Here is a 13878-nt window from a genome sequence, read left to right on the forward strand (position 1 = left end):
ACAATATACAAATATACTATAAATGAGTACTACAACTACGCCTTTTGTGGCTTTCAAAGTAAAAGACATTTCTCTAGCGGCTTGGGGAAGAAAAGAAATTGAACTGGCTGAAGCTGAAATGCCAGGTTTAATGGCGCTTCGTGCTGAATATAAAGACGAACAACCTCTTGCAGGTGCCCGTATCGCCGGATGTTTGCACATGACGATTCAGACTGCAGTTTTGATCGAAACTTTAATTGCGCTTGGTGCTGAAGTTACATGGTCTTCCTGCAACATCTTCTCTACTCAGGATCAGGCTGCTGCTGCTATTGCTGCTGCAGGAATTCAGGTGTACGCCTGGAAAGGTCTTGACGAAGAGTCATTTGACTGGTGTATTGAGCAAACTTTATTCTTTGGTGAAGACAGAAAACCATTGAACATGATCCTTGATGATGGTGGAGATTTAACAAACATGGTTATCGACCGTTTCCCGGAATTGGTTCCTGGAATCAAAGGATTGTCTGAAGAAACTACAACTGGTGTTCACAGACTTTACGAAAGAGTAAAAGCCGGAACTTTACCAATGCCTGCCATTAACATTAACGACTCTGTTACTAAATCTAAATTTGATAACAAATACGGTTGTAAAGAATCTGCTGTAGATGCTGTACGTCGTGCAACTGACTTAATGTTAGCCGGAAAAAGAGTAATTGTTTGCGGATACGGTGATGTTGGAAAAGGAACTGCTGCTTCTTTCAGAGGTGCAGGATCTATTGTAACGGTTACTGAAATCGATCCAATTTGTGCTTTACAAGCTGCAATGGACGGTTATGAAGTTAAAAAATTAAATACTGTAATTGCTACTGCTGATATCATCATTACCACTACAGGAAATAAAGATATCGTTCTTGGAGAGCACTTCGAGCAAATGAAAGACAAAACTGTTGTTTGTAACATCGGGCACTTTGATAATGAAATTGACATGGCCTGGTTAAACAAAAACCACGGTGCGTCTAAAATCGAAATCAAACCTCAGGTGGACAAATATACTATCGCCGGAAAAGATATCATCATTTTGGCTGAAGGTCGTTTGGTAAACCTTGGTTGCGCTACAGGTCACCCAAGCTTTGTAATGAGTAACTCATTCACAAACCAGACTTTGGCTCAAATCGAATTATGGAAAAACAGTGCTGCTTACAACAATGACGTGTATATGTTACCAAAACATTTAGATGAAAAAGTGGCTGCTTTGCACTTAGCTAAATTAGGCGTTGAACTTGAAACTTTACGTGACGATCAGGCTGCTTATATTGGTGTTCCTGTTGAAGGTCCGTTCAAACCGGAATACTACAGATACTAGTAAATTTCAGATTGAAGATTTCTGATTTTAGATTTTAGATTTCTTCAATTATTTATATCAAACCCGACAGGCTTTAAAAACCTGTCGGGTTTTGTTTTTGATTACAATTAAATCTAAACTCACAAATCTAAAATTATCCGGGCGTGCCACCATTTAAGAAAAGGCCTAATGTGCTGTTGCGGTCATTAGGCCTTTTCTTAAATGCTGTCGGGCTATCCGTGCTACTTCGGTAGCTTTCTCCTATCCCTCACGCGAACGGTCATCAAAGGCCTTAAATTAATTCGATGTTTATTAGCCTTTTTAAAATATAAGTATACATTTGGATTCACAAAACAAACCCTAAATCCAAATTATGAAAATTCGCTTTATTTTAATGATGTTACTAATGCTTCCTATTCTTGCTTCTGCACAATTTAACAACCACCAAATGCAAATGCAACAAGTTAGGACTATGCATCAGCAAATGAACAACCAGAATCAAAAATGGGCAAGTGAGCGCAGAGCATCAGACCAGCAATGGCAAATGAGAAGCATGATGTCTCAGCACACCAATAAAATTCAGACTGCAGAAAATAAATTAGCCAAAGAAGAAAAAAAATAAAAAGAAACTGGAAGAAAAAACGCAGAAATTAAGTGCTGATTTAAAAACAAACCAGGAAGAATTAGCCAATCTTAAAAGCGAATCAGAGAAAAATAACAATCCCGATCTTCAAAAGAATATTGAAAAATCTGAAAAAAAGACGGTCAGGTCTCAAGAGAAATTAGATAAATCTAAAACAAAACTAGAAGCGAGTTCTAAAAAAGTGGAAGATTTCAAAAAACAAGTAGAAACATCTAAGTCAGAAAAAGCAGAACTGGAAAAAAAACAAGCGGCCGAAAAGAAAGCAAAAGAAGAAGAGAAAGAGAAAAAAGAAGCCAAAAATTAATCTCACCTACACAACAACATAATAAACCTTTGCCAAAAACTGAAATAAATTTAGTTTGAAGGCGAAGGTTTTTCTTTTTCAAAAGCTTGCCTTATATTTACTGGAAATACTTTTCATGAAGCGACTTATTCTTTTATATATAATTCTTTTTATAAACTGTTCGTTATTCGCACAAAAAAATGATGCCTGGATTTCATTTTGGGATAAAGACACTACACATATTGGTTTTAAAGATAAAAACGGCAACATCAAAATAGAACCTAAATTTACAGGTATGACGATTGCTAATCAATTCGAAAACATCATTGCTGTAAGCGAAGAAAATGAAACATGGAAAAGCTATTATTTAACCAAAACCGGAAAAATTGTTGGCCGGGACAGCTTATACATTTTTGACAATGGCCCTGATTGTGAAAATGAAGGTTTTATCCGTTTTAGAGATCCTAAAACAGATAAAACGGGTTTCTTTAATGGTGACGGAAAAATTGCAATTCCACCCGACTATAGTGATGTAACCAAATTAAAAAACGGAATGTTCATCGCATTAAAAGATGCTAAAAAAGAAATAGATGGAGAACATTTTTTCTGGTCTGGAGGAAAAGAATTCCTAATTGATAGTAACAATAAAATTTTAATTGAAAATTTCGGATACAATAGTGAACTGGACTTTTATTCTGTAGAAAAATCTAAAGATCCGGATAAAGATCCGATAAGAGAAAATTTTCGCGGCGTTGATGGCGAATATTATTCATTTGTCAACTTTGATAAGGAGTTCAAATTGTGGCTGAAAAACATTTTACTTTCTGATTTATCCAGAGAGAATTTACTAAAACATTCATTTTCCACTATAACCTACTGGAAAGAGCCGAATGGCTGGATAAAGCAGTCGAACACTACATTTATTGATGAAAATTATAAATTTATAAAACTTAAACTTCAGGAACTTACCTCCTCAGATTGTGACTACTTTGTTTCAACTGATGGCTTAAATAAGTTTATTTTCAAAACAAGCGAATTCGAAACTTATTTTAATAATTGCAATGAACCTAAAGACTGGATATATCCGGTGAAAAATATCGTAATCTCCCCAAAGAAGAAAACAGATTCAGGGCAAGATCATTTTGAGTTTTTAAGAACCGAAAAAGGCTATAAGTTAATTAGTGTTTCATTAAGAGACAGGACGCTGAAATAATTAAAACCCTTGACAAAACTTAGATGATTCGTTGGTAAATTGTTTCAGGTTTCAGGTTTTGCTGAAACCTGAAACAGAAAAACCAAACATCAAACTTCAGCAAGTTTCGGATTTTATACCTGCAAAAACCAGTCGATATTTGTACTATAAAATGGAACAAAAATGAATACACAGGAAAATATCAATTACAATCGTATTGCAGATGCCATCGATTATATCAAAGCTAATTTTCGCGACCAGCCTAATCTTGATGCCGTTGCCGAAAAAGTACACTTAAGCCCTTTTCACTTTCAGCGTTTGTTTACAGAATGGGCAGGGACAAGTCCGAAGAAATTTTTGCAATACATCAGTGTCGAACATGCCAAGAAAATCCTAAAGGAAAACAATCAGGCGACTTTGTCTGACACCGCCTATGAAACAGGACTTTCCGGAACCAGTCGTTTACATGATTTATTTGTAAACATCGAAGGAATGACACCGGCTGAATATAAAAATGGCGGCAAAAACCTTTTTATCAATTATAGCTTTGCCGAAAGTCCGTTTGGGAATATCATTGTAGCTTCAACAGAAAAAGGAGTTTGTTTTATGGCTTTCGCCGAAAGTGAAGCAATCGGGTTTGAAGATTTAAAACATAAATTTCCAAACGCCACATTTTCCAGAAAACTTGATTTAGCACAACAAAATGCCCTGTTTATTTTTCAAAATGACTGGAGTAAATTGTCTGAAATAAAACTGCATTTAAAAGGAACCGATTTTCAGTTGAAAGTCTGGGAAACATTGCTTAAGATCCCAATGGGACAGCTTTCTACGTACGGTACCATTGCACAGCAAATCGAAAAACCAAATGCTTCAAGAGCAGTCGGAACTGCTATTGGCAGCAATCCGGTAGCCTTTTTAATCCCCTGTCATCGCGTTATTCAATCTTCAGGCACCTTTGGCGGTTATATGTGGGGAAATACGCGAAAAACGGCTATTATTGGTTGGGAAGGCGCGCAAATTAATTTGTAACAGAGCAAGAAACAGATTTTATCTTCGTGCTTTCAAAGCTAATTTTGTTTCATCAATAACAAAAAGTATAGAGATGAAAACATTTATTTTAATTCATGGCTCGTGGCATAGCGCATGGAATTGGCACAGAGTAATTCCGGTTTTAGAAAGCAGAGGACATAAAGCAATTGCCATAGATCTGCCGGGAATGGGAAGAGACAAAACACCGATTCAAGAGGTTACATTAAAAACTGCAGTAGATAAAATTTGCAATTTAATTGATACCTTAGAGGAAAAAGTAATTCTTGTAGGACACAGCAAAAATGGAATTATGATTTCGCAAGCTGCAGAATATCGGTCTGAAAAAATAGAAAAACTAATTTATCTGGCTGCTTATTTAATTCCGGACGGCAAAACGCAAAGCGAATATTCGGCTCAGGATGCAAATGGTGTATTAAAACCTTATGTAACGCGCTACCCAGAGTTAAATGCGCATACTTTACAACCGGAAATATACAAAGAGGGCCTTTATCATGATTGTGATAATTCCATAACGCAGCTGGCAAAATTATTATTAAGCCATGAACCTGTCGCCTCAGGGATTACGCCTTTAGCATTATCGGAAGAAAAATACGGCAGTGTTCCTCGATTTTACATAGAATGTACCGAAGATAAAGCTGTAACACCTTTTATTCAAAGAAAAATGTACACAGAAACTATTTGCGAAAAAGTGTACAGTATTCCTACCAGTCATTCTCCTTTTTTTAGTCAACCGGAAGAACTGTCTGCCCTCTTATGTGAAATAGCAACATTCTAAAAATGCAAAATATACAATCTAAAATTGCTTCCCTTAATTGGGACAGCATCACCGAATCTATGCACGAAAATGGGTTCGCCATTATTCCGAATGTACTTGATAACGAACAATGTGAAGATTTAAAATTCGATTATGATAATCCTAATTTATATCGAAAAACGGTTATAATGGAGCGTTATCGTTTCGGTTTGGGCGAATACAAATATTTTAATTATCCGCTGCCTGATTTAATTCAGACCATTCGGACTACTATGTATCCCAAACTTACGCCAATTGCTAATGCGTGGATGAAAGCACTGAATATTGACACTTTTTTTCCTGAAACACACGAAAAATTGCTCGAACAATGTCACGCCAATAATCAGTTAAAGGCAACCGTTTTACTATTAAAATACGGCAAAACTGGTTTTAATACGCTCCATCAGGATTTATACGGTGCTATTTATTTTCCGATTCAAATTGTTATTTTCCTAAATGAACCTGACGAAGATTTTACGGGTGGCGAATTTGTATTAACACAACAAACGCCCAGAGCACAATCTAAAGCAATTGTGCTAAAACCTAAAAAAGGAGCTGTTTTGGTTTTTACGACAAATTTCCGTCCTGTAAAAGGTACGAAAGGCTATTATCGTGTGAATATGAGGCATGGTGTGAGCGAAATCCATAGTGGTGAGCGGCATACGTTGGGAATTATTTTTCATGACGCGTTGTCTTGATTTTAAGGTGCAGAGAGGCAGAGTTACAAAGGTGCAGAGGTTTCCCATCGTCGACAATCTTTGCGAAAGACGCACTGCTGTGCGCCTCTACGATAAAAAACGTTATAACACAGGTTCAGAGAGGCAGAGTTACAAAGGTGCAGAGGTTTCCCATCGTCGACAATCTTTGCGAAAAGACGCACTGCTGTGCGTCTCTACGATAAAAAACGTTATGACACAGGTTCAGAGAGGCAGCGTTACAAAGGTGCAGAGGTTTCCCATTGTCGACAATCTTTGCGAAAAGACGCACTGCTGTGCGCCTCTACGATAAAAAACGTTATAACACAGGTGCAGAGAGGCAGAGTTACAAAGATGCAGAGGTTTCCCATTGTCGACAATCTTTGCGAAAAGACGCACTGCTGTGCGACTCTACGATAAAAAACTTTATAACACAGGTTCAGAGAGGCAGAGTTACAAAGGTGCAGAGGTTTCCCATCGTCGACAATCTTTGCGAAAGACGCACTGCTGTGCGCCTCTACGATAAAAAACGTTATAACACAGGTGCAGAGAGGTAGAGTTACAAGGTGCAGAGGTTTCCCATCGTCGACAATCTTTGCGAAAGACGCACTGCTGTGCGCCTCTACGATAAAAAACGTTATAACACATATGCTCAGAAGTCCAAAGCTTTCAACATTCCAAAACCTCTGAACCTTTGCTACTTTGAACCTTTTCAACTTAAAAAAAATGATTGAACATGCTAAAATTACTGATTTCCAATTGCGAATTAAAATCAAAAATGCCGAGATTTGCCTTGGTGGAAACCAAAAGCTAAAAATTTACGGGACACTGAAATGTGCTTCCGGCAAAAGAATGAAACGTGAAAACCGGGTTTTCTTTTGTTCTCAAGAAGAAGCCGAAAAAAATGGTTTCAGACCTTGCGGACATTGCATGAAAACCGAATATCAAAAATGGAAAAATGGACTTATTTAATCCTGAAATAAACGAAAATACCAATTTGCTACCCAAAGACGGAACCGTAAATTATTACGGAAAACTGTTTGGGCGAGAAAAAGCCAATTCCTATCGGGATTCTTTATTAAACACGATAGAATGGAAAAATGATGAAGCGATTATCTTTGGAAAATTAATCTTAACTAAGAGAAAAGTAGCCTGGTACGGCGATCAGGAATTTGAATACACGTATTCTAAAACCACAAAAAAAGCCCTGCCGTGGACCAATGAATTGCTCACGCTTAAAGCCGCAATTGAAGAAAAAACAGGCGAAACATTTAATTCCTGTCTGCTTAATTTATACCATAGCGGCGATGAAGGCATGGCATGGCACAGTGATGCTGAAAAGGATTTAAAAAAAAACGGAGCTATTGCTTCCCTAAGTTTTGGCGCTGAACGCAAATTTGCTTTCAAACATAAAGAAACCAAGGAAGTCGTTTCTCTAATTCTCGAACACGGCAGTTTACTGGTTATGAAAGACACCACGCAAACGCATTGGCTGCATCGTTTACCACCAACTAAAACAACTTTAAAACCACGGGTAAACCTTACTTTCAGAACTATTGTTGTATAAAAACGAAGTAAATCTTAATTGGTAAATAGTCCGGAAGTTATTTTTTACCGAATGCTGCCGTATTGTAGGACAGTAATAATGCATCCTGAAACATTTCAACCGGAACTTTGGCTAAATCTACAAATGTCCAGCCTTGTTTGCCCCATTTGTTCGGAATCGGATAAAAAATCATTTCGTGCGATGCACAAAATACAGACTGATCGATTTCGTTAAATTTAAAAACACCCCTGTTGTTTTTCTCTTCAATCGTGGCAAATATTTTTTTCTTTATCCTGAAGGAAGTTTTTTCAAAATGAGGTTCTTCTGTTGCTTCCGGAAGAGATAAAGCTAGTGTTTTGAATGTTTCAACAGTTACCATAATCGCTTCGTTTAAATTAAACTTTTAGCCTCACCAGCCCTGATTCAAACCATTTTTAAGGACTTCTTCGTATTTTTCTTTGTCAAACGTATACAGATTGGGTGCTTTGTGTGCTACGTTACTTTTCTTTTCGTCCAGTTTATTGAGGATTCCGATGTTGGTGATTTTTCGAAGAAAATTTCTTCTGTCCAGTTTTTTACCTAAAATGGTTTCGTACAGCTTCTGCAATTCCGGAATCGTAAATTTTTCGGGCAACAAATTATATCCGACCGGCATCAGATTAAGTTCAATTCGAAGGGTATCCAGCGCTTTATCGAGAATTTCTTTATGATCCAGGATCAATTCAGGAACCTCGTTATGATCAATCCATTCTATGATTTCCTGAGTATTTCCCTTTTGCGGCACAGCCTTTAGAAAATCCACCAAAGCATAATACCCAATGGTAACGAATCGCTGTGTAAACCATTTTCCTGCTTCTTCGGGAATTTTAAAATGGTCTAATACTGCCTTCCCAAAATGCTGGTCGTTTCGTTTTACCCTTCCAAAAGCAGCAAATTGTCTTAAAAAAATCCCCTGCATTCCCGTTCGTTCGTTTAGAACAGTAACAGCCGCGGTATCAATATCCAGATGGAGTGGCACGAATCCGCCGGGCAAAGACCATTTATCTTCATATGGGGCTTTAATCAGCAGCACTTTAAGCTGATTGTCATGAAACCCAAAAATAACACAGTCGATAGAAAGGCCTGGCTGGTAATTTTCGTTATTCAATACTATTCCTTTCAACATTCCTTTTTTATTAATTCACTATTCGCTCCTTCAAACAAACCTGCAATTTAAGTCATTTTTATAAAAGAAAATATTTTTTTACAAATCACTCTCTTTCAGTACCTATTTTCTTAAAACAAAAAGTGTGTAAATCACAATTTTTACTTAAAATTAAAATCGAATTGAAAAAAGAATTACATTGCGTCAAAATAACACACATCCTAAATGTTGTATTATTTTTACTAAAAAAGGAATAGTTTTTACAGATGTAGTTGCGTTTGTATTTTCTTATAAAATTGAAGACTATAAAAAGTTAATGCAAGAGATATGATTACAAGTACGCTAAAAAATTTAAATAAAAAAATTACAACAAAAATCTGGACCTCTTTCGGATTTGTTTCAAAAACATATCTTTTAGAGGCTTCTATAAAATATAGCGAAGAGCAGGAAAGAATTTTCAATGAGATGATTATTGAAACTGAAGCCAAAGATAAAAAAGCAAAACGTGAAGCTTTTGACAAAGCTCTGTATGCTTCTTATAAAGGAATCGGAGTTATGGATTTTGTGCATACTGTCCTGAAATAATTTTTAAGATTCAATTTTACTATTCCTAAAACAATTCTCCCTTTTCAGCAAAATCGTTGCCTCAAGATTAAATTATCGCGTTTTTAGCAGTAATGCTCTTTGCAATTTTCTCAATTCTTTCCGTTTTTCTTTAAATTATCGAAGAAGAAATTTCCTTAAATTCAAATTACAACTTATTTATTGTAAGAAAATAAAACTTATCTCAATAGTTAATTGGGCTCTGTCAGATATTATCAAAATTCTATATTTTTGTTAGATACGAAAAATTTATGTATTCAATAAAAGCCTTACAATATGGAACAAGCCATTCAAACAGAAATTTACAAAATTCAAAAGCCGGAACAATGGGCAAGTAATATCGATGATGCTCAGCTTATTGATTATATCAAAGAATCTGAATTCTCTCAGAAACAGGCAGATGAAGGACGTGATTACTGCTATTTTTTAGATAAAATCTATTACACCACTGACAACGAAAACAGCGAATATGCGTGTTTAGCCTATACCTTAAACGAACCTTCCAATTTAGAAAGAGCTTCTGTTGTAGATGTCGTCCTGGAGGAAAACGAAACTTATGTGATACACCGAATCAGCGTTTTGAGAGATGGTGTTTTAGTAGATAAAATTGCGGATACCAAAATTAAAATACTTGACAGCGAAAATCAAAGTGGCGGAGGCGTTTTGAGCAGCAACAAAAAAATCAATCTTACCATAAAAGATCTTCGTCTGTATGATATTTTGATTATGGAAGATTCGAGAATTAAAATTTTTACGGAACGTGATTTTTTACGCAAAGAATTCTCCAAATATGTCTGGGTTGGTCCGGATAGTTACTGGGCTTACGGAAAGTATAAATTCACTTTTAAGAATGATCGTGAAAAAACAATTGCTTACAAAAAAACCTTTTTCAGAGATGAGGACGGAAATGTGCTGGAACCGGAAATTAACTACCTAAAAAAGGGAGAGCAATTTGTAATTGAAGAAGACAATTATATCAATTTTGTTGATTCAAACCGGGAAGTTTCCCCATTCATAGATTTTGCCACAGAAGGCAACTGGAAAGAATTTTCAAATTATATCTCTCCTATCTACGAGGATATTTTTACCAAATCGTCATTAACTGAATTTGCTCCCAAACTGATTGAGAAACTGGATGCCATCAGCGATAAGGACGAACAGCTGCAATTTGCCATAGAATATGTGCAAAACCACATTAATTACATCTATAATGCAGATGAAATGAACGGTCACAAACCGCAGGAACCAGCAGTTACTTACGAAAACAAACAGGGAGATTGCAAAGCAAAATCGGTTTTACTGAAAGTTGTTTTAGATTATCTTGGCATTGATTCTTCTATTGTTCTGGTCAATTTTAATACTGACTTCTACATGAAATATTATTTGCCTTCTTTACTTACTTTTAACCACGTAATTGTAAAAATCAATTATAAAGGCGAAAGTTATTTTGTTGACGCAACGACCCGCGATGAATTTGGATTGATCGAAAACCGCGGCTTCATCTATTTTTTGCATTATCTGGAGGTTAAACCTAATCTGGAATTACAAATTAAACCACCGCATCGTTTTTCTTATTATGCCGTTGATGAAAAATCGGAGCTTTTTGTTGAAAATAATATTGGCAAACTCAAATTAACGACCATCTACAAAGGAAACCGCGCCAATAATATGCGTAAGTACTTTAAAAACACAAACAAAAGAGAAATCATAGACAGCTGGAATAATTTTTTCTTTTATACACTGAACTACAATAATGACCGTAACGGAACTGATCTTAGAAATATATTCAAAGATGCTGTAATCGAAATTGTTAGTGACGACAAAAAAAGCAATGAATTTAAGATTGAGTACAAAACAACGGTCGAAAATCCTTATTTTACAGATGCTAAAAACAACCGTTTTTTAATGTATTTCGATCGTAATATTGTGAAGAACACTGCCAGGGATTTTATCCACAAAGACATCACTTTCTGGCACAATTTCGACAATGAAAGATATGAAATATCCCTTTTTACGGATCAGAAAATAGATGTAACTGAAAAATATACGATTCAGGAAAGCACGATCAACAATGCATATTTTGATTTTGTAAGCCGTAAAAAAATCAGTAAAAACGGAGGAACCATCTCTGTTGACTATAAACCTTTGGTCAATTTAGAAATTCCGGAAAAAGAATTTGAAGATTTCAGGACTGCACATCATGAAGTTGCGGACAGTAATTTTGGAATCGGAGTTGATATCATAGAAGATGGCTTTATCAATAAATTGAAATTCAATTTCAAAAAGCATTTTAACTAAGAATGAAATTCTTTTTAAACAAAAAGCGGAGTGTTACTACTCCGCTTTTTAAATTATATCATCTTTGGAAATTTCGCTTCTTAATTTAATTCAAAACCTGATGTAAGTTTAATATCTGCTGATGAAGCTCCAATCATCACTTCAAAATCTCCGGGTTCAGCAATCCATTCTAATTTGTCATTGTAGAAAGAAAGCTTCTCTTTGTCAATTGTAAATTCGATTGTTTTTGATTCTCCCGCATTCAGTTTTACTTTCTGAAAATCTCTCAGTTCCAAAACCGGTCTCACTACAGATCCGAATTTATCTTTTAAATACAACTGAACCACTTCCTCACCTGCCACTTTTCCAGTATTCGATAACTGAAAAGAAACTTTTAGGGTTTCATTGCTTTTTATTTTAGTCGAAGATAATTTCAAATCTGAATAATTGAATTTTGTATAACTCAATCCATATCCAAAAGGAAATTTAGGCGAGTTTTTCAGATCAATATAAGAAGAAACGTATCCTTTTGAATTTTCATCTGCAGGTGGTCTTCCGGTGCTAAAATGATTGTAATAAATTGGAATCTGCCCTACTTCTCTTGGAAAAGTCATCGGCAATTTTCCGGAAGGGTTGTAATCCCCGAATAAAACATCGGCGATAGCATTACCCGCCTCTGTTCCCAGCCACCAGGTGTATACAATTGCCGGTACATTATCGGCTGTCCAGTTAAAAATAAGTGGTCGTCCCGCGTTTACCAGAACGATTACAGGTTTTCCCGTAGCCTGAATTGCTTTTACTAAATCTTCCTGAACGCCTGGTATATGAAGATCACTTCTACTTTTGGCTTCTCCGCTCATATCGCGTCTTTCACCAATACTCAGGATAACCACATCTGCCTGTTTTGCTGTTGCAACGGCTTCTGCAAAACCCTCTTTATTGTCTCCGTCAACCTCACAGCCTTTAGCGTAAAGCAATTTTGTGTTTTTACCTACTTTATTCTGCAAACCGTCCCATTGTGAAACTACCCATTTTTCATAATTTACATCCGGTAACTCAACAGACCAAAACCCCATATTGGCTTTGTATTCTTTCACCATTGGTCCGATGAATGCAATTGTTTTAAGATTTTTAGAAAGTGGTAATGTTTCATTATCATTCTTTAATAAAACAATACTTTTTTCCGCTACTTCTCGGGCTGCTTTTCTGTTTTCAGGATTATTCAGTACTTTTTCAGCTCTTTTTTCATCTGAATATCGGTAGGGATCTTCAAATAATCCCAATTCGAACTTTTTACGAAGAATACGTTTTACGGCATCATCAATCAGATCAACGGAAACTTTTCCTTCCTTTACCAATTCGGCTAAATTGTAACGGTAAGCATTACTTTCCATATCCATATCGCTTCCTGCTGTGATGGCAGAAAGAGCTGCAGCTTTCAGGTCTTTTGAATAACCATGCGCTACCATTTCTCCGATAGAACCCCAATCTGATACTACAAATCCCTGAAAGTTCCATTTCCCTTTTAAGATGTCACGCTGCAAATGAGCATTTCCTGTCGCAGGAATTCCGTTAACATCATTAAATGAATTCATAAATGTTGCTGCTCCTGCATCTAAAGCCGCTTTGAAAGGAGGCAAATAGGTCTCAAACAGCATTCTTTCACTCATGTCCACAGAATTATAATCTCTTCCTCCGGTAGCGGCTCCATAAGCTGCAAAGTGTTTTACACAGGCCATAACCGAATTTAAATCGCCCAGTTTATTTCCCTGAAAACCTTTTACCCTTGCATAAGCAATTTTAGAACCTAAGTAGGTATCTTCTCCTGCCCCTTCCATCACTCTTCCCCAACGCGGATCACGACCAATATCAACCATTGGCGCAAATGTCCAGTGAATTCCACTGGCAGCAGCTTCTGAGGCTGCAACCCTTGCCGCTAATTCTATTGCCGCCAAATCCCAGCTTGCCGCTTCGGCTAACGGAATCGGGAAAGTGGTTTTGTATCCGTGAATAACATCCTGACCAAATAACAACGGAATTTTAAGGCGTGACTGCATCGCCAATTCCTGATATTGCCGTGTATATTTTGTTCCGATGATATTCAGCATAGAACCTACCAAACCTGCTTTTATCTCAGCTTGCTTATTAGGGTTGATGGTAATTGGACCTGTTGCAGAGTTATCCCCAGTATACTGATTAAGCTGGCCTATTTTTTCTTCAATGGTCATTTTTTTCAATAATACATTTACTTTCTGGTCTATTGTTTCCTGTTGGGCTGTCGCAAAGAGCGAAACCATCAGCAAGAGGAATGTGGCATTTTTTTTCATGAATTTA

General features: G+C 36.5%; 14 protein-coding genes. 11 read left to right on the forward strand and 3 right to left on the reverse strand.

Features of this window, described 5'->3' with window-relative positions:
• The first annotated feature begins 22 nt into the window (after positions 1-22).
• From ahcY to LPB89_RS00395, 9 genes are all read left to right on the forward strand, one after another.
• The gene (gene ahcY, locus LPB89_RS00360; protein ID WP_230699770.1) at positions 23-1339 is read left to right on the forward strand and encodes an adenosylhomocysteinase; all 1317 of its coding nucleotides are present in this window, start codon (positions 23-25) and stop codon (positions 1337-1339) included.
• Positions 1340-1724: 385 nt separating this feature from the next.
• Positions 1725-1940, forward strand: a complete 216-nt coding sequence (locus LPB89_RS00365) for a hypothetical protein (protein WP_230699771.1) — start codon at positions 1725-1727, stop codon at positions 1938-1940.
• 202 nt (positions 1941-2142) lie between these two features.
• Positions 2143-2265 (forward strand): hypothetical protein, encoded by a 123-nt coding sequence (locus LPB89_RS21970; protein WP_255667655.1) that lies wholly within the window; start codon positions 2143-2145, stop codon positions 2263-2265.
• Positions 2266-2380: 115 nt separating this feature from the next.
• On the forward strand, positions 2381-3457 hold the full coding sequence (locus LPB89_RS00370) for a WG repeat-containing protein (RefSeq protein ID WP_230699772.1): 1077 nt from the start codon (positions 2381-2383) through the stop codon (positions 3455-3457).
• A 162-nt stretch (positions 3458-3619) separates the two neighbouring features.
• Positions 3620-4465 (forward strand): methylated-DNA--[protein]-cysteine S-methyltransferase, encoded by an 846-nt coding sequence (locus LPB89_RS00375; protein ID WP_230699773.1) that lies wholly within the window; start codon positions 3620-3622, stop codon positions 4463-4465.
• 73 nt (positions 4466-4538) lie between these two features.
• Positions 4539-5261, forward strand: a complete 723-nt coding sequence (locus LPB89_RS00380) for an alpha/beta fold hydrolase (RefSeq protein ID WP_230699774.1) — start codon at positions 4539-4541, stop codon at positions 5259-5261.
• A gap of 2 nt (positions 5262-5263) precedes the next feature.
• Positions 5264-5977 carry a 2OG-Fe(II) oxygenase gene (locus LPB89_RS00385; protein WP_230699775.1) on the forward strand — a complete coding sequence of 238 codons (714 nt, stop codon included), beginning with the start codon at positions 5264-5266 and terminating at the stop codon, positions 5975-5977.
• Positions 5978-6700: 723 nt separating this feature from the next.
• Positions 6701-6946: an Ada metal-binding domain-containing protein gene (locus tag LPB89_RS00390; RefSeq protein WP_230699776.1), complete on the forward strand. Its 246-nt coding sequence runs from the start codon at positions 6701-6703 to the stop codon at positions 6944-6946.
• On the forward strand, positions 6933-7541 hold the full coding sequence (locus LPB89_RS00395) for an alpha-ketoglutarate-dependent dioxygenase AlkB (protein WP_230699777.1): 609 nt from the start codon (positions 6933-6935) through the stop codon (positions 7539-7541). The genes LPB89_RS00390 and LPB89_RS00395 overlap by 14 nt, the downstream gene beginning before the upstream one ends.
• A gap of 37 nt (positions 7542-7578) precedes the next feature.
• Here LPB89_RS00395 and LPB89_RS00400 read toward each other — a convergent pair whose 3' ends face one another.
• Both LPB89_RS00400 and LPB89_RS00405 read right to left on the reverse strand, forming a co-directional pair.
• Positions 7579-7899 (reverse strand): MmcQ/YjbR family DNA-binding protein, encoded by a 321-nt coding sequence (locus tag LPB89_RS00400; RefSeq protein WP_230699778.1) that lies wholly within the window; start codon positions 7897-7899, stop codon positions 7579-7581.
• Positions 7900-7929: 30 nt separating this feature from the next.
• A complete protein-coding gene (locus tag LPB89_RS00405; protein WP_230699779.1) occupies positions 7930-8685 on the reverse strand; it encodes an NUDIX domain-containing protein in 756 nt (251 codons plus the stop codon).
• Between the two features lie 306 nt (positions 8686-8991).
• On the opposite strand from LPB89_RS00405, the gene LPB89_RS00410 reads away from it, so the two are divergent.
• Positions 8992-9249 carry a hypothetical protein gene (locus tag LPB89_RS00410; RefSeq protein ID WP_230699780.1) on the forward strand — a complete coding sequence of 86 codons (258 nt, stop codon included), beginning with the start codon at positions 8992-8994 and terminating at the stop codon, positions 9247-9249.
• A gap of 294 nt (positions 9250-9543) precedes the next feature.
• Positions 9544-11565, forward strand: coding sequence for a hypothetical protein (locus LPB89_RS00415; RefSeq protein WP_230699781.1), 2022 nt, complete (start codon positions 9544-9546; stop codon positions 11563-11565).
• A gap of 80 nt (positions 11566-11645) precedes the next feature.
• Here the strand turns inward: LPB89_RS00415 and bglX are convergent, their stop codons facing one another.
• On the reverse strand, positions 11646-13871 hold the full coding sequence (gene bglX, locus LPB89_RS00420; protein WP_230699782.1) for a beta-glucosidase BglX: 2226 nt from the start codon (positions 13869-13871) through the stop codon (positions 11646-11648).
• Positions 13872-13878: the final 7 nt, after the last annotated feature.

This window comes from Flavobacterium sp. ENC (genome assembly GCF_020991415.1).
Taxonomy (GTDB): Bacteria; Bacteroidota; Bacteroidia; order Flavobacteriales; family Flavobacteriaceae; genus Flavobacterium.